The organism is Bradyrhizobium sp. OK095, from assembly GCF_900109945.1.
Taxonomy (GTDB): Bacteria; Pseudomonadota; Alphaproteobacteria; order Rhizobiales; family Xanthobacteraceae; genus Bradyrhizobium.
In genome coordinates this window covers 1-20,153 of record NZ_FOBX01000006.1, presented here as the reverse complement: position 1 = coordinate 20,153, position 20,153 = coordinate 1, and the positions used below count along the sequence as shown (strand labels likewise).

The 20,153-nt window shown below is 64.1% G+C and carries 23 protein-coding genes; 10 read left to right on the top strand and 13 right to left on the bottom strand.

All coding sequences use genetic code 11. The annotated features are described in order from the left end of the window. Nucleotides 1-50: 50 nt before the first annotated feature. The 4 genes from BMW89_RS16700 to fliL are packed head-to-tail and all read right to left on the bottom strand — an operon-like array spanning nt 51 to nt 2,998. On the bottom strand, nt 51-812 hold the full coding sequence (locus tag BMW89_RS16700; RefSeq protein WP_092028100.1) for a MotE family protein: 762 nt from the start codon (nt 810-812) through the stop codon (nt 51-53). 9 nt (nt 813-821) lie between these two features. Then, nucleotides 822-1,268, bottom strand: a complete 447-nt coding sequence (locus BMW89_RS16695) for a DUF6468 domain-containing protein (protein WP_092028099.1) — start codon at nt 1,266-1,268, stop codon at nt 822-824. Beyond that, nucleotides 1,265-2,467, bottom strand: coding sequence for a flagellar motor switch protein FliM (fliM, locus tag BMW89_RS16690; protein WP_092028098.1), 1,203 nt, complete (start codon nt 2,465-2,467; stop codon nt 1,265-1,267). The genes BMW89_RS16695 and fliM overlap by 4 nt, the downstream gene beginning before the upstream one ends. Nucleotides 2,468-2,497: 30 nt before the next feature. Further along, a complete protein-coding gene (fliL, locus tag BMW89_RS16685; RefSeq protein ID WP_092028097.1) occupies nt 2,498-2,998 on the bottom strand; it encodes a flagellar basal body-associated protein FliL in 501 nt (166 codons plus the stop codon). A 385-nt stretch (nt 2,999-3,383) separates the two neighbouring features. Between fliL and flgF the strand changes: the two genes are divergently transcribed. Genes flgF through flgH form a run of 4 tightly spaced genes read left to right on the top strand, consistent with a single transcriptional unit; the run spans nt 3,384 to nt 6,871 of the window. Further along, nucleotides 3,384-4,145, top strand: a complete 762-nt coding sequence (gene flgF / locus BMW89_RS16680) for a flagellar basal-body rod protein FlgF (protein ID WP_092028096.1) — start codon at nt 3,384-3,386, stop codon at nt 4,143-4,145. A gap of 16 nt (nt 4,146-4,161) precedes the next feature. Beyond that, nucleotides 4,162-4,950: a flagellar basal-body rod protein FlgG gene (flgG, locus tag BMW89_RS16675; protein WP_092028095.1), complete on the top strand. Its 789-nt coding sequence runs from the start codon at nt 4,162-4,164 to the stop codon at nt 4,948-4,950. Between the two features lie 10 nt (nt 4,951-4,960). Continuing rightward, nucleotides 4,961-6,100, top strand: coding sequence for a flagellar basal body P-ring formation chaperone FlgA (gene flgA / locus BMW89_RS16670; protein ID WP_177196099.1), 1,140 nt, complete (start codon nt 4,961-4,963; stop codon nt 6,098-6,100). A gap of 3 nt (nt 6,101-6,103) precedes the next feature. Beyond that, a complete protein-coding gene (gene flgH / locus BMW89_RS16665) occupies nt 6,104-6,871 on the top strand; it encodes a flagellar basal body L-ring protein FlgH (RefSeq protein WP_092028094.1) in 768 nt (255 codons plus the stop codon). Nucleotides 6,872-7,159: 288 nt separating this feature from the next. Here flgH and BMW89_RS16660 read toward each other — a convergent pair whose 3' ends face one another. Together BMW89_RS16660 and BMW89_RS16655 are read right to left on the bottom strand one after the other, a co-directional pair. Further along, nucleotides 7,160-7,939: a 2-keto-4-pentenoate hydratase gene (locus BMW89_RS16660; protein WP_092028093.1), complete on the bottom strand. Its 780-nt coding sequence runs from the start codon at nt 7,937-7,939 to the stop codon at nt 7,160-7,162. Between the two features lie 84 nt (nt 7,940-8,023). Beyond that, complete coding sequence (locus BMW89_RS16655; protein WP_092028092.1) at nt 8,024-9,052, bottom strand: SDR family oxidoreductase; 1,029 nt, start codon at nt 9,050-9,052, stop codon at nt 8,024-8,026. A gap of 94 nt (nt 9,053-9,146) precedes the next feature. Here BMW89_RS16655 and BMW89_RS16650 point away from each other — a divergent pair, with 94 nt between their 5' ends. Further along, a complete protein-coding gene (locus BMW89_RS16650; protein ID WP_177196098.1) occupies nt 9,147-9,545 on the top strand; it encodes a winged helix-turn-helix transcriptional regulator in 399 nt (132 codons plus the stop codon). Nucleotides 9,546-9,825: 280 nt separating this feature from the next. Here the strand turns inward: BMW89_RS16650 and dksA are convergent, their stop codons facing one another. Continuing rightward, on the bottom strand, nt 9,826-10,191 hold the full coding sequence (dksA, locus tag BMW89_RS16645) for an RNA polymerase-binding protein DksA (protein ID WP_092028481.1): 366 nt from the start codon (nt 10,189-10,191) through the stop codon (nt 9,826-9,828). A 216-nt stretch (nt 10,192-10,407) separates the two neighbouring features. After that, complete coding sequence (locus tag BMW89_RS16640) at nt 10,408-11,019, bottom strand: NAD(P)-dependent oxidoreductase (protein ID WP_092028091.1); 612 nt, start codon at nt 11,017-11,019, stop codon at nt 10,408-10,410. A gap of 152 nt (nt 11,020-11,171) precedes the next feature. Between BMW89_RS16640 and BMW89_RS16635 the strand changes: the two genes are divergently transcribed. Beyond that, nucleotides 11,172-11,543, top strand: coding sequence for a winged helix-turn-helix transcriptional regulator (locus tag BMW89_RS16635; protein ID WP_092028480.1), 372 nt, complete (start codon nt 11,172-11,174; stop codon nt 11,541-11,543). 4 nt (nt 11,544-11,547) lie between these two features. Here the strand turns inward: BMW89_RS16635 and BMW89_RS16630 are convergent, their stop codons facing one another. Next, nucleotides 11,548-11,961: a flagellar assembly protein FliX gene (locus BMW89_RS16630; protein ID WP_092028090.1), complete on the bottom strand. Its 414-nt coding sequence runs from the start codon at nt 11,959-11,961 to the stop codon at nt 11,548-11,550. A 280-nt stretch (nt 11,962-12,241) separates the two neighbouring features. Here BMW89_RS16630 and BMW89_RS16625 point away from each other — a divergent pair, with 280 nt between their 5' ends. From BMW89_RS16625 to BMW89_RS16610, 4 genes are all read left to right on the top strand, one after another. Continuing rightward, the gene (locus BMW89_RS16625) at nt 12,242-13,366 is read left to right on the top strand and encodes a flagellar basal body P-ring protein FlgI (RefSeq protein ID WP_092028089.1); all 1,125 of its coding nucleotides are present in this window, start codon (nt 12,242-12,244) and stop codon (nt 13,364-13,366) included. Further along, entirely contained in the window at nt 13,366-13,734 is a 369-nt protein-coding gene (gene flgJ, locus BMW89_RS16620; protein ID WP_177196096.1) for a flagellar assembly peptidoglycan hydrolase FlgJ, read from the top strand. Before BMW89_RS16625 ends, flgJ begins: the two co-directional genes overlap by 1 nt. An 11-nt stretch (nt 13,735-13,745) precedes the next feature. Beyond that, a complete protein-coding gene (locus BMW89_RS16615; RefSeq protein WP_092028087.1) occupies nt 13,746-14,243 on the top strand; it encodes a hypothetical protein in 498 nt (165 codons plus the stop codon). Between the two features lie 159 nt (nt 14,244-14,402). Next, complete coding sequence (locus BMW89_RS16610; RefSeq protein ID WP_092028086.1) at nt 14,403-14,762, top strand: hypothetical protein; 360 nt, start codon at nt 14,403-14,405, stop codon at nt 14,760-14,762. 3 nt (nt 14,763-14,765) lie between these two features. On the opposite strand, the gene BMW89_RS16605 is transcribed toward BMW89_RS16610, so the two are convergent. From BMW89_RS16605 to BMW89_RS16590, 4 genes are all read right to left on the bottom strand, one after another. Then, nucleotides 14,766-15,134: a hypothetical protein gene (locus tag BMW89_RS16605; protein ID WP_092028085.1), complete on the bottom strand. Its 369-nt coding sequence runs from the start codon at nt 15,132-15,134 to the stop codon at nt 14,766-14,768. A 12-nt stretch (nt 15,135-15,146) separates the two neighbouring features. Continuing rightward, nucleotides 15,147-15,515, bottom strand: coding sequence for a flagellar biosynthesis regulator FlaF (flaF, locus tag BMW89_RS16600; protein WP_092028084.1), 369 nt, complete (start codon nt 15,513-15,515; stop codon nt 15,147-15,149). Between the two features lie 287 nt (nt 15,516-15,802). After that, a complete protein-coding gene (locus BMW89_RS16595; protein WP_092028083.1) occupies nt 15,803-18,112 on the bottom strand; it encodes a DUF1522 domain-containing protein in 2,310 nt (769 codons plus the stop codon). Nucleotides 18,113-18,342: 230 nt separating this feature from the next. Further along, the coding region (locus BMW89_RS16590; protein WP_143062774.1) for a DUF1522 domain-containing protein at nt 18,343-20,153 on the bottom strand (1,811 nt) is incomplete at its 5' end.

Genomic DNA, 20,153 nt, shown 5'->3' with positions numbered 1-20,153 from the left:
TGCCCTCGAATGTAGTTTTTGGCAATTAAGGACTTCTTAAGTATGAGCCCTCAATTCGGCTTTTGCGTCGGCTTGCCATCGATCTTGGGCAGATCGCCGACCGAGGCCGATTGATCGCCGCCGCCATTGGCCCTTCGGGCCATCTCGACGGTCAGCCGCTCGGCGGCCTCCGGCGACATCAGTCCCAGAATGTCCGACATTTTTCGCGGCGCGATGGCCGAGGCGATCTCGATCAGCACGCCCATCTCGAGCCGGTCGAACACCCGCGCGGCGTCCTTTGGCTTCATGCCCTCATACATGGTGACGAGGCCCTTCATGCGCTGGGCTTCGGCGGCCTTCTGCTCGGCCTGGGTCGTGGAGATGCGGGATTCCACCGCCTTCATCTCCTCGACCTTGTTCTCGATGCGCTTCTCGGCCGATTTCAGCAGGCTTTCGCGGATGTCGATCTCGCGCTGGCGAGCCTCGATCTCCTGGCGGCGCGCCTGCAAGCGTTCGAGGATCGCGCGTTCGGACGCCGGAATCTGCGGCGGGGCCTCCTCCGCCTTGACCGCGTTGCCTTCGGACTTGGTCTCGGGAGCCGCGGGCTTCGGCGCCTCCTTCGGCGCGCCATGGGTCGAGCCGGTGATATCAGGGTCCTCGCGGCCGGACGGGAAGTTCAGGTTCTCCTGCGCCCAGGATTTTTTGACCTGGCTCGGCTGGTAGTCGAACACGTAGCCGCCATTGATCACGAGGCCCGCGACCTTGAGCATGGCGAGGCCTGCGACGGCGACCAGGACGACTGGAATGACGCGGATGTTACGAAAGGACTTCATACCCTGGCTTTATGCGGCAAGACCGTTGGACCGTCGGCGTTCGGAGAAGGCTTCGGCCGCAGCCGCCACCGCCTTCGCCGACGAGGGCTTGGCCGTGGGCACCGCGATGGTTTCCGGATTGGTGACGGGGCGCGCGGCAATCGCGATCTTGGACAGGCGTCGCACCACGTTATCGGCTTCGCTGAGCTGCTTGTAGAGCTGATCGGACATCTGGGTCGCCGCCGCAAGCTGGCTGCCGAGGTTCTCGTTGACGTCGCGCACGGCGAGCTTCAGCCCGCCGATCGCGCGCTCGGCGATCTCGGTCGCGGTGATCAGCTCGCCGATGACCGCCTTCAGCGAATGCTCGTCCGCCTTCAGCCGTGTCAGCCGCTTGTTCAGCAGGATACAGTAGCAGATCGTGAGCATCAGCAGGATAGCCACCAGTGTCTCGATCGCCATTCCCAGGGAGTGGTTCATGGGGCCTCCATCATCTTGTTCTGCTCGTCGACCTTCTCGAACATCGCAAGTGTCGTACTTGGCTTGCGCAGGGGTTTCGTCACGCGGATCGCGACGCGGTCGCCGACCCGGCCCATCCGTCCCTCGGTCAGCGTGACGTCGCCGCAGCGCACGGTGACGTTGGCATCCGCGCGCATATCGAGCGGCAGCGTGTCGCCGACCTTCAGCCGCATCAGCTGCTTGAGCGGAATCTCGGCCTCGTAGAGCACGGCATCGACGGCGATCTCGGCCTGGTTGATCTCGGTGGCGAAATGGCCCTCCCAGATCGTGTCGCGGCCGAATTTTTCGCCCATGAACATCTGGAGCAGGACGCCCCGGATCGGCTCGATGGTCGCGTAAGGCAGCAGCAGCTCGATATTGCCGCCGCGATCTTCCATGTCGATGCGCAAGCGCACCAGGATCGCGGCGTTGGCAGGACGGCTGATCGCGGCGAAACGCGGGTTGGTCTCGAGCCGGTCGATCGTGAAGGTCACCGGCGACAACGGCCGGAATGCCTGTTCGGCATCGGCCATGACCACCTCGACCAGCCGCTTGACCAGCTCGGTCTCGATCGTGGTGTAGGGCCGGCCCTCGATGCGGAGCTGGCTGGTGCCGCGGCGGCCGCCGAGCAGCACGTCGATCATCGAGTAGATCAGGCTGGAGTCGACCACCGCCATGCCGAAATTGTCCCACTCTTCGGCCTTGAAGACGGTGAGGACGGCGGGCAACGGGATCGAGTTCATGTAGTCGCCGAAGCGCACCGAGGTGATACGGTCGAGCGAGACTTCGACGTTGTCTGAAGTGAAATTGCGCAAGCTTGTCGTCAGCAACCGCACCAGGCGGTCGAAGACGATTTCGAGCATCGGCAGACGCTCGTAGGAGACCATCGCCGAATCGATGATGGCGCGAATGCCGGAATGGTCGTCGAGCGTGACGTCGCCGACGGTGAAGCCGAGGAGGTTATCGATCTCCTCCTGCGACAGCACCCGCTCGCCGGAGTTCTTGCCGGAGCCGAGATCGCGGCTGCCGTCCTCGACCATGGCCGCCCATTGCAGGGCCATGGTCTCGGATAGTTCGTTTTCGGCAGCGGCCTTCGCGGCCTCCGCGGGATCCTCGGAATCGAGCGACGCCTCCCATTGGGCGGCAATCGCATCCTGGTCCATCTGCTCGTTGCCGGCCATGACGCTAGCCCGTACCCTTCCGCAGCATCGTCACTGGATCACGACTTCCTTGAACAGCACCGCGTTGACCTGGATCGGCGCGACCGCCGCGTTGACGCGCTTGGTCAGCTCTTCCTTGAGGCGGAAGACGCCAGCGGAGCCGTTGAGGTCGGAGGAGCGCAGTTCGCGCACATAGGTCTGGAAGATGTCGGTCACGCGCGGCATCGTCGGCTTGATCGCCTCGATCTGCTTCTCCTCCTTCAGCTCCAGCACGACTTTGAGCTTCAGATATTGCACGCGCTCGCCGGGCGCGCCGGCAAGGTTGACCATGATGTCGGGGACGTCGACGAAGGCCGGCGGCTTCGGCGGGGCCGCCGCCTCGGCATGATGCTCGTCATCGCCGTGACGGAAGAAGAAGAACCAGGTCGCCGCGCCGCCGCCGAGGACGGCGAGCAGGCCGACAGCCATGATGATGAGCTTGAGCTTGTTCTTCGGGGGGGCAGCTTCTGCGCCCTCAGCGGCTGCGCCGCCTTCCGCTTCATTCTCTGCCATGGTCGTTAGGCTCGCTCATCTCTTAAACGGGTCGAAAGAGCAGAGCCCCCTGGCAGACAGTGACGCGATACAAATGCCCCAGCGCAATGCGCTCCTCTTACTCACAAACGCTACGGTAATAATGGTTAACGGAACCTTTCGATTGGGCCTCAGCTAGGAAAAATCTGCCGGGCAAACATGGCTAACAGAACCTTTCTGCCGCCTGCCCGCACCTTCGAAAAATCTTCAAGATATTGAACTTGCACAACTTTCCGCGTTGGCACGGCTTTCGCTGAGAGAGGGCCGAGACCGAACGGTTTGGGAGAACCTGACGGCCTCGTTCACGGGGTCCGCCAAAGCGCTTGGGAGAGCGAAGTGGCAGATCTCACTCAGGGGAGATCTTCCGATGCAGAACGCGCTTCTGATCGGCTTGTCACGGCAGATGACGTTGGAACGGCAGATGGATGTCATCGCCAACAACGTCGCCAATGCCAACACCAACGGCTTCAAGGCCGACCATTCGCTGTTCGAGGAGTTTCTCAACTCGAACGCGCGTGAGGACAATTTCATCTCGTCCGACCGCCGGGTCTCCTATGTGCAGGACCGCGGCACCTTCCGCGACACCGGTCCGGGGCCGATGGAGATGACCAAGAACCCGCTCGACATGGCGATCAGCGGCGACGCCTATTTCGCCGTGCAGGCCAATGGCGGCGAGCGCTACACCCGCGACGGCAAATTCTCGCTCAACAGCACCGGCCAGCTCGTCACCTCCGACGGCAACCTCGTGCTCGGCACCGGCGGCCCGATCACCTTCCAGGCGACCGACCACGATATCAACGTCGCCCCCGACGGCACCGTCACGGTGCTCGAGGGCACGGCCAAGACCGATTCGATCCGCGGCAAGATCCGCATGGTCTCGTTCGAAGATCCGGCCAAGCTGACCAAGCTCGGCGCCAATCTCTACAGCGCCGGCTCCGCCAACCAGCAGCCCGCCACCAAGTCCACCGTGGAGCAGGGCTACATCGAGAAGTCGAACGTGAACTCGGTCGGCGAGATGAGCCGCATGGTTGAAGTCATGCGCAGCTACACCGCGATCGCCAATTTGCTCCAGCAGCAGAGCGACATGCACAAATCGGCGATCGAAAAACTCGCCGACGTTCCGGCCTGATTAGGGGATTACTGACATGCAAGCGCTCCACACCGCTGCGACCGGAATGGCGGCACAGGAACTCAACGTTCAGGTGATCTCCAACAACATCGCCAACCTGCGCACCACCGGCTTCAAGAAGCAGACCGCGGCGTTCCAGGACCTGATCTACGAGCACGTCCGCCGCGTCGGCGCGCAGGCCTCGGACCAGGGCACCATTCTGCCTGTCGGCGTCGACATCGGCGGCGGCGTCAAGACCGTCGGCACGCCGCGCAGCATGACGCAAGGCACGCTGTCGCAGACCGGCAACGATCTCGACCTCGCGCTCTCGGGCGAAGGCTTCTTCAAGATCCTGATGCCCGACGGCAGCTATCAGTACACCCGCGACGGCACCTTCCAGATGGACAATCAGGGCCGCATCGTCACCGCGCAGGGCAATCCCGTGCAGCCGACCATGACCGTCCCGAACAACGCCTCCGGCCTTGCCGTGAGCGAGCAGGGCCAGGTCTCGGTGACGCTGCCGGGCTCTTCGACCTCGACCATCGTCGGCCAGCTCGGGGTGACCCGCTTCATCAACAAGGCGGGCCTGCAGCCGGTCGGCAACAACCAGTTCACCGAGACCCCGTCGTCCGGCGCGCCGCAGGACGGCACCGCGAACGCCGAAGGCTACGGCAAGATCACGCAAGGCAGCCTGGAGCAGGCCAATGTCGACGTCGTCTCGGAGATGAGCGACCTGATCGCGGCCCAGCGCGCCTACGAGATGAACGCCAAGGTGATCAGCGCCGCCGACCAGATGATGCAATCGACCACGGCGCTGTTCCGCTGAGGTGATGACGATGATCCGCTCAACTCTCGCTACGATCTCCGCGCTGCTCGCACTGGCCCTGCCGGCGCAGGCCGCCGACGATTTCATCGCAACGCCGACGCTGCGTCCGAGCGTCACCGTGACCTCGGACGTGGTTCGGGTCGGCGATCTCATCGACAATGCCGGATCGGCCGCGCTGATTGCGGTCTATCGTTCGCCCGATCTCGGCACCACCGGCGCCCTGCCGGTTGCGCAAGTGCTGTCGGTGCTGCGCGCAAAGCAGGTGATCGGCGTGATGACCGGCGACATCAAGGAGGTCCAGGTCACCCGCCTCGCCCGCACGCTCGCCAACAAGGACCTCGAAAACGCGGTGGCCTCGGCGCTCGAGCGACGCTTTGGCCTTGGGGACGCCGCCAACATCACCGTCACCTTCGACCGCGGCGTCGCCGACATGCGGCTGGATGCCTCCAACAGCGGTACGCTCCAGCAAGTCGCGACCCGCTACGATGCGCGCAGCGGCCGTTTCGACATCGCCTTCGAGATCAACAACGACAACAATCCGGCGCCGACCAAGCTGCGCTTCACCGGAACCGCGATCGAGACGGTGGAAGTGGCCGTGCTGACCCGCGACATCGACCGCATCGAGCTTCTGAAATCCTCCGACATCGCGCTGGAGCGCCGGCCGAAGGCCGAGATCTCCGGCGAGGCCGCCTCGCGCGACCGCACCGTCGGCATGCAGCTGCGCCGACCGATGCGGGCGGGCACGCCGATCCGCGTCGCCGACATCATCAAGCCCGACTTCGTGCAGCGCGACCAGAGCGTCACCGTCATCTACCAGGTTCCCGGGATCTACCTCACCACGCGCGGCAAGGCGATCGAGAGCGGCGCCGAGGGCGACACCGTCAGCGTCCTCAACCTGCAGACCAAGCGCACGCTGACCGGTGTCGTCACCGGCCGCGGCCAGATCACAATCCAGGGTGCGAGCCAGTCCGCGCCGATGGCGCCCGAGGTCGAGCAGACCTCGTCACTCAAGCGTGACGAAGCGCCTGCCCCCGTCGACACTGCAGCCCTCCTCCGGAACCTGGTCCAGGCCCCCGCGTCGGCGGCCCAGATCGCCCAAGCCCAGATCCCGCAAGTTCAAGCCTCGCAAGCCCCAGCCAAGTCAGAGTAAGTCATGTCCAGTTTCAGTTCGGCTTTCCGTCTTCGTCGCTTCGCGATCTCTGCCCTGCTGCTGGCGACTTGTGCGCTGGCGAGCGGCTGCTCCTCGATCGACCGCCTGTCGCAGATCGGCGAGCAACCGAAATTGGCGGCGATCGACAATCCGACGACGCAGCCCGGCTACAAGCCGGTGCAGATGCCGATGCCGAAGCCGGAAGTCGCCTCCTACAATCCGAACTCGCTGTGGCGCAACGGCAGCCGCGCCTTCTTCAAGGATCAGCGCGCGACCCATGTCGGCGACCTCCTGACCGTGACCGTGAACATCACCGACAAGGCCAACATCGCCAACGAGACCCAGCGCAGCCGCACCAACAAGGAAGACTCCGGCGTCACCGACTTCATCGGGTCGAAGACACTGGGCGTGCAGGCGCAGAAGGTGCTGCCCGGCCGCCTCCTCACCGCCGACTCCACGGCGTCCAGCGACGGCAAGGGCTCGGTCAATCGCACGGAAGCGCTCCAGACCAACGTCGCCGCGGTCGTCACCCAGGTGCTGCCGAACGGCAACCTCGTGGTCGAGGGCAAGCAGGAGATCCGCGTCAACTACGAGATCCGCGAGCTCATCGTCGCCGGCATCGTCCGCCCCGAAGACATCCAGAGCGACAACACCATCGATTCCACCAAGATCGCACAGGCCCGCATCGCCTACGGCGGCCGCGGCCAGATCATGGACGTGCAGCAGCCGCGCTACGGCCAGCAAGTCATGGACGTGCTGCTGCCCTTCTAAGTTTCTCCCGAGCTCCCACATCGTGTTCGCGAACCTAGGCGCGGACGACGATGTACTACGCGGCCCTCGCCAGCTCCCCTGGCGAGGGCCGCATGTATTTTGGGGATGGTGCAAGCTCACGGCTTCGCTGTCAGCTGGCGCACAAGTGCCGCCTCACACTCCGTCATTGCGAGCGCAGCGAAGCAATCCAGAATGCATCCGCGGAAAGACTCCGGATTGCTTCGTCGCAAGGGCTCCTCGCCAAGGGCTCCTCGCAATGACGGAGAATGTCGGAGCGCTGTGCGCCCCTCACGTAAACTCCGCCTCCACCGCGCCGAGCCCATCCAGCTCCATCCGCACCTTGTCGCCGGCCTTCAGCCACAGTGTCTTCACGAGGCTACCCGTCAGCACGAGCTGCCCCGCATGAAGACCCTTGCCCTCGGCGGCGAGATGGTTGGCGAGCCAGGCGAGGGCGTTGTGGGGATGGCCGAGCACGTCGGCGCCGGTGCCGTGGCTGACTTCTTCGCCATTGACGATGGCCCGGCCCTTGACCGATTTCAGGTCCGGCACGGACGAGCGCGGCACTCTCTCACCCAGCACGCAGCCGGCGGCGAAGAAATCGTCGGCGATCAGTGTCGGCGCGCCCATCGTCTCCCACTTCACGTAGCGGTCGTCGACGATCTCGATCGCGGGATGATAGGACTCGACGGCCTCGCCGACCCATTCGGCCGTGAACGGCGCCTCGCCGGCGGCGAGGTTCCGCTTCAGCCGCACCGCGATCTCGCATTCAACGCCGACGCGGACATAGTCGGACGCGGCGAGCGTCACCCCGCTGTCGTGCACGCCCTTCTGGAACACGCCGCCGCCGCAGGGGTGCGGGATGCCGATATACTCCTGCATCACCTGGCTGGTGCAGCCGATCTTGTAGCCGACCAGCGGACCAACATGCGGCAGCAGCAGATCGTGCAGCGCGCGCTGGACCTGATAGCCCTCGGCCTCATCGGCAGGGGGATGTTCCAGCGCCGCGAGCGGCGCATGGTTGCGGCGCGCCAGCGCGATCGCCTTTGCGGCTTCGAGAATGTTGTCCATCGGCGCCGGCTCCCGCGCGTCACAATCGAGGGCGGCACTTCAGCATCCCCGCCGGGGCGTGACAAGCGCGGGTGGCGTGTGCCCTCAGCCTTTGACCAGGCCGAGCCGGATCAGGCTTTCGGCCGTCGCGAGGATCGCCTCATCATTGGAACGCGCCTGCCAGCCGAGCAGCGACTTTGCCTTGGCGCTGGTGGAATGCCTGACCTTGCCGAGCATCGGCACGACCGCGCGCAGCAGCGGAATCCGGTTTGCGGCGAGCCGCACCAGCCAGTCCGGGGCCTGGAGCCGCGGAACCCGGCGCGCCCGTGGTCCGAGTTCCCGCCGCAGCACCTTGCCGATATCAAGGATCGACATCGTCTCGCCGGAGACGGCGATGAAGCGCTCGCCTTTCGCCTCGGGCGCAGTCATCGCCCGCAAATGCAGATCGGCGACGTCGCGCACATCCACCACGCCGAAATAGACCCGCGGCACCGCCGGCATGGCGCCGTCGAGCAGCGATTTGACGATCTCGATCGAGCCGGAGAAATCCGGCCCCAGCACCGGACCGAAAATTCCAGCCGGATTGACGACCGACAGCTCCAGCCCGCCGCCCTCGCGCGCGACGAAATCCCAGGCCGCCCGCTCGGCCAGCGTCTTGGATTTCGGGTATGGCTGCACATCCGCGCCATCGAGGTTGGTCCAGTCGGTCTCATCAAACGGCTTGTCCCGCGGCGGGTGGCCGTAGCCGATCGAAGCCACCGAGGAGGTGATGACGACCCGTTTGACTCCGGCCTCGCGCGCGGCCCGGAGAACTCGGAGCGTTCCATCACGTGCCGGGATGATCATCTCGTTCTCGTCCTTGGGAACACCGGTCGAGAGCGGCGAGGCAACATGGAGCACGTGGTCGCAGCCCGCCACGGCCTCGCGCCAGCCGTCGTCCGCCGTGAGATCGGCGGTGAAGAAGGACAGGCTTTCGGGCGAAGCGGCCCCACCCTCGCGCAGCATGGCCAGCACATCGGCCTGCCGGTCCGGCCGGCGCACCGTTGTCCGCACCGTGTGGCCGGCTGCCATCAGTTGCAGGACGACATGGATGCCGACGAATCCGGACCCACCGGTGACCAGGACAGTGCTCATTGCCAAATACCCCTCATTGCGCGGGCGAGCGAATTGGGTTCGCCACCCTGCTCAAGGCCGGATCTGGTCACTATCTCCCGGGGGAACAAGTAGAATGGATTTCGAGACCGGTATGGAAAACCTGACCAGTGCCTGCGAGGACGACTGCGATTGCAGCCCCGACCCTGCCCAGCTCGCCGACTTCAAGCGGGCGATCCGCGCCATCGGCGGCAAGTGGAAGCTGGAGATCTTGTCCGCGCTGATGAACGGCGCGGTTCGTTTCGGCGTATTGCGGCGATCGATCGGCGGCATCACCCAGCACATGCTGACCACGCAATTGCGCGAGCTCGAGCAGGACGGATTGGTGTCTCGCACCGCCTTCGCGGAGAAACCCTTGAGGGTCGAGTACGAGCTGACGGATGCGGCCTACGGCCTGTTGCCGGCGTTTAAGGAAATATTGAGCTGGTCCAGGCTTTATGGGGATGCGCGCCTTGCGGTGTCGCTCGAGGCCTGATTGCAGCGATCTGTGAAGCTGCTGGCTCAGCGTCTCAGCATACGAGTCGATCTCGTTGATGCGACTCGCAAAACTCACCCCACCTGAAGTGAAGGCTGTTTCTCATCCGAACTCACGTGAGCTCGGAGGAATGGACTCTAGCCCATTGATCGCGATTCATTTTTCGCGATTGCGCGCGCGTTGAAACGCGCGTCGGCAAGCGACAGGCAAAATGCTGATCACGGCGCGAAATGGCGCCTTGCATCCAAAAACAAAGAGCCGCATCGCTGCGGCCCGGACTCTATTCGTCGCGATAGACCTTCTCGCGTTTCTCGTGGCGCTCCTGCGCCTCCACCGAGAGCGTCGCGATGGGCCGGGCCTCGAGCCGCTTCAACGAGATCGGCTCGCCGGTGTCTTCGCAATAGCCGTAGGTGTTGTCCTCGATACGCTGGAGCGCGGCGTCGATCTTGGCGATCAACTTGCGCTGGCGGTCGCGGGCGCGGAGTTCGATGGCGCGGTCGGTTTCGGACGATGCCCGATCGGCGAGATCGGGGTGGTTCACATTCTCCTCCTGCAAGGTTTGCAGGGTGAGCTTGGACTCTTTGAGGATCTCATCCTTCCAGGCGAGGAGCTTCAAACGGAAGTACTCCTTCTGCCTGTCGTTCATGAAAGGCTCTTTTTCGGTCGGTCGGTAGTTTTTCAACTTTTCCAAGGGCGGCCTATCTGTCTAAGCAACGACTCGCAAACGGAACGGGGTCCGCTGAGCGGGGCCTTATATAGCGGCCTCCTGTGACAGACAATGTTTCCCTGATGGCCCGGCTGGCGCCCCCAAGCCCTTGCACAGGAAGGTTTATCCTGGAGGGCCCGGGGGGCGGCCGAAGGCCTAGTATCCGACCGTGAAACGCTGCCGCAGATGGGCCGGCCGCTCGATCTCATCGGCCAGTGCAATCGCGTAGTCGGCGAAGCTGATCCAGCTCTTGCCGTTCGCATCTGCGAGAAGCTGATCGGTCCCGAGCTGGAACTTGGCGGTCCGCTCGCCCTCGACGAACAGGGCCGATGGCGAGATGAAGGTCCAGTTCAGGTCCTTTTCCTGCCGCAGCAGGTCGAGGAAGGCACCGCCCGCCTCTGCCTCGGCCTTGTATTGGGCCGGAAAACCAGGGGTTGTGACCAGTTTCACGCCGGGCGCGACTTCCAGGCTGCCTGCGCCGCCGACGACGAGGTAACGGCCGACACCGGACGCCCTTGCCGCGCCGATCAGCTTGAGCGCGTCGCTGGCCAGGAAATGCACGGAACTCACGGCGACGTCGTGCCCGGCCCACAGCTTGGCAAGGCCCGCCTGGTCGAGCACGTCGCCCTTGGTGGGGGTGACGTTCGGCAGGCCAGCGATCTTCTCCGGGTTCCGCGCGATAGCCGTGACCGCGTGGCCGCGTCGCGACAGTTCCTTGGTGATCTCCGACCCGGCCCGGCCCGAGGCACCGGCGACTGCGATTTTCATGGAAGGCATCCTTTGCTTCTGTGGTAACTAATGGCAACTAGATATCGAAAAGAATGCTGGTGTTAAGAGAGCACTTTGTGCTTACCTGATTACGCAGGAGTAACCGGCGGGCGAGCCGGCAAGCGACTTGAATGGATCTTGAGGACCCCGAGATGAAACCCGACGTCTATGCCGCGAACTGCCCCACGCGTCAGATCCTCGATCGCGTCGGCGACAAATGGGCGGTGCTGATCCTGTTGCTGCTGCGCGAGCGGCCGATGCGCTTCAATCAGTTGCGTCGCACGATTGAAGGCATTTCGCAGAAGATGCTGAGCCAGGTTCTCAAGTCACTCGAACGCGACGGATTGATCAAGCGCCGCGCCATCGCAACCGTGCCTGTCACGGTGGAGTATTCGATCACGCAGCTCGGCGTGACACTCGCCGGCGCAGTTGATCCCCTGCGCGATTGGGCAGAGCAAAATCTGAAAGACGTGCTCGCCGCCCAGCGCCGCTACGACACGCAGCTGAAGGACGAAGCGGCGTAAGGCACTACGCCTGCCCGGCCTTGGCGAGTTCGACCTCGACGCGCAGCTCGATCTCGGAGAGCACGGAATCAAGACCGGGATCGCCCGAGGACGATTTCAAATTCGCCGCAGCATCACGCAGCCGCAGCACGGTCGAGGCGTCGAGATTGCCGGACAACAGGCCCATCTTGAGATCGTCGAGCACGTCGAGCGCGGTCTTGCCGCGGGTGACCGAACGCTTGCGGCGCTCGACCGGATCCTCTTCGATGCCTTGCAGCGCGAGCAGCCCGTCGAGACTGGTAGCGGCCTTCGGTGCGGCAGCGCTCCGCGTCTCCTGCGCCGACGAGGTGTCGGGCAGCACGAAGCTGCCGGAGCCCGTCCGCCTGGCTTGGCTGGCCGGCGTCCCAAGCGTGGTGCCATTCGGTCCGTAGATGCGCATCGCAGCAATCCGGGTGATCGATGCGCCACATTCGCCGTTTTATGGTTAACGACACGTAAACGGCCCGGCAAAATCTGCCGACAGGCGGCAGTTTCGCTCCTCACGGACAACGCCCGCCGACACCGGTCGAAACAGATTTATTCAACCTATTCAACCGCCTAACCCCACCGCCCCGCGTTGGCACAGTGCTCGCAAGGAAAGCGTCGGACCAGCTCGACATGGGAGTGTCGCAGATGGTCCGAGATTTGAGGAGGCTTCTCGGGGCCTTGGGGAGCAGAGGATGTCAGGCGTTCGTTGGGTAAGGATTCTTGCAGTGGCCTGCGCCGCGCTGTCAGCGCTGGCGCTCTCGGTCGCGTCTGCAGCTGCGACCTCGCGCATCAAGGATCTCGCCAATATCGAAGGCGTGCGGCAGAACCAGCTCATCGGCTACGGCCTCGTCGTCGGTCTCAACGGCACCGGCGACACCCTCAACAACATCCCCTTCACCAAGCAGTCGCTGCAAGCGATGCTCGAGCGCATGGGCGTCAACATCCGCGGCGCCACCATCCGCACCGGCAACGTCGCCGCCGTGATGGTGACAGGCAATCTGCCGGCCTTCGCCACCCAGGGCACGCGCATGGACGTCACGGTGTCCGCGCTCGGCGATGCCAAGAACCTCCAGGGCGGCACCCTGCTCGTCACCCCCCTGTTGGGTGCCGACGGCAACGTCTATGCGGTGGCGCAGGGCTCGCTCGCGATCTCCGGATTCCAGGCCGAGGGCGAGGCCGCCAAGATCGTGCGCGGCGTCCCGACCGTGGGCCGCATCGCCAACGGCGCCATCATCGAGCGCGAGATCGAGTTCGCGCTCAATCGCCTGCCGAACGTGCGCCTGGCGCTGCGCAACGCCGACTTCACCACCGCCAAGCGCATTGCGGCCGCGATCAACGACTATCTCGGCGTCAAAAGCGCCGAGCCGATCGATCCCTCGACCGTGCAGTTGTCGATCCCGCCGGAATTCAAGGGCAACGTCGTCGCCTTTCTCACCGAGATCGAGCAGCTCCAGGTCGAGCCTGACCTTGCCGCCAAGATCATCATCGACGAGCGCAGCGGCATCATCGTGATGGGCCGCGACGTGCGCGTCGCCACCGTCGCCGTGGCGCAAGGCAACCTCACCGTCACGATTTCCGAGAGCCCGCAGGTGAGCCAGCCCAATCCGCTGTCGCGCGGGCGCACCGTGGTCACGCCGCGCAGCAGCGTCACCGTGACCGAGGACGGCAAGAAGCTGGCCCTCGTCAAGGACGGCGTCTCGCTTCAGCAACTCGTCGACGGCCTCAATGGCCTCGGCATCGGTCCCCGCGACATGATCAGCATCCTCCAGGCGATCAAGGCCGCCGGTGCGATCGAAGCCGACATCGAGGTGATGTGATGCAGACCAGCACCATCAATACTCCGCGCGCCACCGCATCGTCGGCTTTCTCCGTGGAAAGCCGCAACGGCCGGCCGGACTTCGAGCTCGCCGCCGCGCTTCAGAAGGTCTCGCCGCAGCAGCAGTCCAAGGCGCAGAAGACCGCCACCGATTTCGAGGCGATGTTCCTCAACAGCATGTTCTCGCAGATGACGTCCGGCCTGAAGGGCGAAGGCCCGTTCGGCGACACCACCGGCACCGGCGTGTGGCGCTCGATGCTGACCGAACAATATTCCAAGAACTTCGCCAAGGCTGGCGGCGTCGGCGTCGCAACCGAAGTCTACCGCACCCTCATCATGCAGCAGGCGAAAACGCTCCGCACGGCATAAGGTCAACCGATATGAACCAGTTCAATGCCTCACGTCAGCCGATGCAAGCGCAGCGCCCGAACACCGCGCCGGGCAACGCCCAGGCGCGCAAGGTCGCCGAGCAGCTGATGGACGCGATGAACGCCCTGCTCGCATTGATCGAGCACGAGACCGAGCTCGTTCGCGCCGGCAAGGTCCGCGAGGCGATGACCCTCGAGAGCAAGAAGCAGGAGCTGTCGCGAAACTATGTCAGCGCCGTCAGCGAGTTGAAGGCGAACCAGGACCAGCTTGCGAAATCCGCGCCCGAGCTGCTCTCGACGCTGCATCGGCATCATGATGCGTTCCGCGCGATGCTCCAGGTCAATCTCACCGTGCTCGCGACCGCACATGCGGTCTCCGAAAGCGTCGTGCGCGGCGTCAATGCCGAGATCCAGAAGCGCAACGTGCCGAACACCTATACGGCCGCAGGCCGCCGCGCCACTCCCGGCCCGCGCCACATCACGCCGCTCGCCGTCAGCCGCTCGCTCTGAGCGCACGCAAAAACCCGCGACAATTTTACGAAAAACCGCGCGGCGATATCGTCGCACGGTTAGTCACGTTTGCTTACCGGGTCTTCAAACCTGGTGGTCCATGGTTGCGTATTGAGAGGGGTTGGGATTTGACTCACGTGAGGCAACCAGGAGGCTGCCATGAGTACAGATTTCAGCATCAGGCCGGTGGGGATACCGGTCCCAACGCAGATCGTAACGACGTCCAATACGGCGGCGAACGAGGCGGTGCAAACTGATTTGCCGGTGAGCCAGACGGTCGCCGCAAGCGATATCAGCGCGCCTGCGCGTAATGATTTGCAGACGAGCGAGAATATCTCTCGCCAGGTCGTGTTCGACCAGGCGTCGGCATCCCTCGTCTTCCAGATCGTCAACGACAGGACCGATGCAGTGGTCAATCAGTTCCCCGACGAAGCGATGCTGCGCCGGCGGGCCTATTTCCATGCAGAGGATCTGAAGTCGCAGCCCTCGCGTCCGCTCAATACGGATCTCAGCGCCTGACGATCAGGTGGCGAGCGTGGCAACGGCAGTGTCGAGATAGGTCGAACCGGTCGCATTATCGGTGACGACGTTCTTGACCTGCGCCTTGCCGATATCGGTCAGCGTGAACTTGGTATTCGCGAAGCGGAACGAGCCGTCCTTGATCAGCACCTGCTGGTACTGGGATGTGCCGGCGCTCTGGTAGTGGATCTGTGCACGAAAGCCGCTGACCTGCGAGACGTTCAGCGAGAACTTCTTGCCGTCGGGATAGGTGCCGCTCCAGCTGCCCTGATAGAGCGAAGAATCGACCGGAACATATTTCGATGAGCCCGACGTGCTCGACAGAACGTTGGACTTATACGCGGTCGACAGGATGCTCAGGAGATCGGCCATGGCAGGCAATCATCACGGACGGCCGGACAAGCCAGCAGCAATGTTCCGGTTGATCTCGATCAGCGGACGGAAGTGATCGAACTGCGGGCTCATCTGGAGCGCCGCGGTCTGGCTCAGCACGAAGACGCTGATGTTGGCGATCTTCTGGCGGACGTCGAGCGGCTGCGGATTGGTGTCGCGCATGGCTTCGCTCAGGAAGATCGTCCAGAGCTTGCGGTTGAACATCAGGGCGTGGGTAGTCTGCTCGCTGAACGGATCGGCGTTGTTGACCGCATCCTGGAGCTTGTTGGCGGCCTTGAGCAGGGTCTGCGCCTCGACGTCGCGAGGAGATGCTGTGGTCGTTGCAACACGCGCGTAGGCCGAGGCAGCGGAATTCGACATCAATCACACCTTGGACATGTCCTAGCCCGTTGAACGGGCTTAAGGATTTCTTTCCCAACCCTAGGCAGCAGCGCTTAAGATTTGCTTACGTGTGTGCTTGGAAGCACTCCGGATTACTACGGGTCACGGAGCCCTTCGTCACGAAGCTAGATGCGCACGTGCGAGCTGTAAACACGCCTCGCATGATGCGCATCAATCTCGGCTAATCCTGCCTTAGCGATCTCCATAAAAACGGCGGAGCATGAGCCCCGCCGCGATATCTCGAGTAGCTATCTTGCGCCGCGAAATTAGCGGAGCAGCTGGAGCACGCTCTGCTGCGACTGGTTGGCCAGCGACAGCGCGGAGACCGCGATCGACTGGCGGGTCGAGAGCGCCTGGCTGTTGGCCGCCTCCTCGTTGGTGTCGGCGAGCGTCAGGTTGGACGAGCCGGTCTGCAGCACGTTGATCAGGTTCTTCGAGAAGTCCTGACGCACCTGCACGATCGAGAGGTTCGAGCCGAGCGCGGAGCCTTCCGAGCGCAGCGTGCTCGAGGCCGCATTCAGGCTGGTCAGCACCTTGTTGGTGGCGCCGTTGTCGATGAAGTCGACACCGTTGACGAGGTTGCTGAGGCCCAGGCCCGCCGCATTGAACACCACGCCGTTGATGCCGAGGGTGGAGCTACCGGTCTCGTTGAAGACGAGCTTCAGCGTGTCACCGTTGAGCAGGTTAACGCCGTTAAACGAGGAGTCCTGCGACGTCGTGTCGATCTGCTGGAGGATGTTGTTGAACTGATTGACCAGATTGGAGCGCGCCGTCTGCGCGACGGGATCCTGGACCGGCGGCTGGGCCGTCGAGAAGGTTAGCGCGCTGGTGATGGTCCCGCCGATCGCGCCACCAGCCACCGCCGAGCCCAGCGTCGAGGATGCATATTCGTTGACGGTGGTGATCGTGAGCAGGCCGTTGGCGTCGATCGTCGCCGTCAGATGGTTCGCCTGAAGCTGATTGTTGAGCTGGTCGAGCGTTTTAACCGTGCCGTTGGTGCCGTCACCGAACGTGACGTTGACAGGTGTGCCGCCGTTGAACGCGGTGAAGGTCAGCGTCTTGCCGTTGATGCCGCCGACGCCGGAGGTGCGCGCCGCGGTGAACGCCGACGCGGTACCGGTGTTGCCGGCGAGGCCGAGCGCAGACAGCGCGTTGCCGGTGCTGGTGATGGCGAGATCGGCATTGATGCCGGTCGAAATCTTCAGCGCACCGCTGGCCGCAATGGTGGAGTTGGTCTGGCCGGTTGACGTGTTGAGCGAGGCGGTGCCGTTGACCGTGTTGATCGTCGCCGTCTGCACGCCGCTCGCAAGGTCGATCGCGTTCAACAGGTCAGAGGTCGTCGCGGTCTGGAGATAGACGGTCGAGTTGCCGTTGCCGTCGGTGACGATGTTGCCGGTCACGCCGGATCCGGTCGCCGCGGCCGTGGGCTTCGGTCCGTCCTTGAAGGTGACGACGTGCCCGTCGATGTTCAATGTCGAGCCGGTCTGGAGCAGACCCGAGAGGGTGTTCACGCCCGCGGTGCGGGCAGCCGTCAACGTCGTGTTGCCGCCGCCCGTCGCGCTGGTCAGGCCGAGCGAATTCAACAAGTCCGCCGTACCCGTGACGTTGAGGTCGCCGCCCGTCGAGCTCTCGAGAGAGAGCGCACCCGCGGTGATGCTGGACGCCGCCTGGCCGGTGTTGTTGGCGTTGAGCGTCGCCACGCCGCCGCTGATCGTTCCGCTGCGCGTGCCGCTGGCGAGATCGACGGCCTTGAGAACGTCGCCGACCGTCGCAGCCGAATTGGTGGCGCTGGAGCCGAGATAGACGACGGAGTTGCCGCTGCCGTCGGTCGCGACGCTTTGCGTGCCGGAGCTGTCCAGACCGTAGCCGGACGGCAAGGTGTTGGGCGAGCCCACGACATTCGGCGCGGCGCCGGCCTTGAAGGTGATGGTATGGCCGTTCACGGTGAAGCTCGCACCGTCGACGAACTGGGTGGTAGCACCGGTGCTGAGACCGCCATTGGGGGCCGACAAACCGTCGCCGTAGAGCTTCGTGGCCGCGGTGATGTTGGCGCCGGTGGCCTGGTTGTCCAGAACCGGAGTTCCCGTCAACACACCTGCGACGCCACCGAGCTTGGTGGCGGACGTCGCGGCCGTCGTGCCGCCCGGCGCCCCCGTAAACAGCACGTTGCTGCTGGCAATCGCGCTGGCATAGCTGGTGGTGCCGCGCAGATCGGCGGGCGATGCACCCGGAATCGTGGTCGAGACGTTCGATTTGGTCGAGTAACCGACGGTGGTCTGGAGCGCCTGGTTGGCGATCGACTTGGCGCTGTCGATCAGCTTTTGCAGCGACGTGATGCCGGTGTTGGCGGCCTGCAGCACCTGCACACCGTTGTTGATGCCGTCGAGCAGGTTGCTGATGTCGCTCGCCCGGTTATCCAGCCCCTGCGCGGTGAAGAAGTTGGTGGGATTGTCCAGCGCCGTGTTGACCTTCTTGCCGGTCGACAGGCGCTGCTGCGTCGTGGCCAGCAAGTCGGCCGTCGACTGCAGCGACAACAGGTTCTGGCGAACGGACGCCGAGAGAACGATGTTGGACATTGGCAGGTCTTCCTCTTGAACCGGATACGAATCGGCCACGCGGGTCTGGAAGCGGGCTTTTGTCCAGTTTTAGGGGCTCTCCTTTAAAGTATGGTTAACGGCCACTTAAGGGACAGGGTTAATGGGGGGTTAGCGCCCCTTCCCCGGTATCGCACGGGTTCTGCACCAACAAAAAAGCGGCGGGGCCGAAGCCCCGCCGCCGTAACTTCTTTTGTGATTTCAATCGCTTATTAGCGGAGCAGCTGGAGCACGCTCTGCTGCGAGGTGTTGGCCAGAGACAGCGCAGAGACTGCGATCGACTGGCGGGTCGACAGCGCCTGGCTGTTGGCCGCTTCCACGTTGGTGTCGGCCAGGGTCAGGTTGGACGAACCGGTCTGGAGCACGTTGATCAGGCTCTTGTTGAAGTCCTGGCGGATCTGCACGACCGAGAGGTTCGAACCGAGCGCCGAGGCTTCCGAACGCAGCGAGCTGGACGCCGAGTTCAAATTGACCAGCACCTTGTTGGTGGCGGCGTTGTCGATGAAGTCGACGCCGACAACCAGCGAGGCCAAACCCAGACCCCTGGAGTTGTAGGTCACGCCGGTGATGTTCAGGTTCGACTTGCCGGTCTCGTCGAACACCAGCTTGAGCTGGTCGCCGTTCAGCAGGTTCACACCGTTGAACGAGGAGTCGACCGAGGTCGTGTCGATCTGGTTCAGGATGTTGTTGTACTGCGAGACCAGGTTTGCGCGGCTCGCCTGGGCAACCGTATCCTGGACCGGTGTGGAGGCGGTCGTGAAGGTCAGCGACGCGGTCAGCGTACCGCCGATCGCGCCGCCGGCCGTGGCCGAACCGAGCGACGAGGAGGCGTAGTCGTTGGACGCGGAGATCGTGAGCAGGCCGTTGGCGTCGATCGTGGCAGACAGATTGTCGGCCTGAAGCTGCGTGTTGAGCTGATCGAGCGTCTTGACCGTGCCGTTGGTGCCGTCGCCGAAGGTGACGTTGACCGCCGTGCCGGCGTTGAAGGAGGTGAAGGTCAAGGTCTTGCCGTTGATGCCGCCGGTGCCGGAGCTGCGCGCCGCGGTGAAGGCGGAGGCAGTGCCGGTGTTGCCACCGAGGCCGAACACGGACAGCGCATTGCCGGTGCCGGTGATGGCGAGGTCGGCATTGACGCCGGTCGAGATCTTGAGCTGGCCGGAGCTGTTGATCGACGAAACGGTCAGGCCGGTCGCGGTCGTCACCGTCGCGGTGCCGCTCGCGTTGGTCGCGGTCTGCACGCCGGTGGCAAGATCGATCGCCTTCAGGAGGTCAGCCGTGGTCGCGGACCCGAGATAGACGGTCGAGTTGCCGTTGCCGTCGGTGACGAGGTTGCCACTGACGCCGGAGCCGGTCGCAACGTTCGCCGCCGAGGGCGCCACGCCATCCTTGAAGACGATGACATGGCCGTCGACGTTCAGCGACGAGCCCGTTTGCAGGATCGCCGAGAGCGTGCCGGTGCCGGCGGTGCGGATCGCCGTCGACGTGACAGCGCCGCCTCCCGTTGCATTGCTCAAACCGAGAGAGTGCAGCAGATCCGCGGTGCCCGTGATATCGAGATTGGCACCCGTCGTGGACTGCACGTGGAGCGAGCCGGCGGCGATCGTCGAGACGGTCTGGCCGGCGGTGGTCGTCACCGTCGCAACACCGGACGCGTTGGCCGCGGTCTGCGTGCCGCTGGCGAGGTCGATCGCCTTCAGCACGTCGCCGACATTCGCCGTCGAGGTGGTGGCGCTCGCACCGAGATAGATGGTCGAGTTGCCGCTGCCGTCGGTGAGGACGTTGCCGGTGACGCCGGAGCCGCTCGGAACGGTGGCAGCACCAATGGCACCCGACTTGAAGGTGATGGTGTGGCCGCCCACGGTGAAGCTCGAGCCGTCGGTGAACTGGGTCGTAGCACCCGTGCTCAAGCCACCGGTCGCACCGGTATCATAGAGCAAGGTGGTTCCGGTGATCGGGGCCGGTGTCGCCTGGTTGTCGTTGACCACGGCACCGGTCAGCACGCCCGAGACGCCGCCGAGCTTGG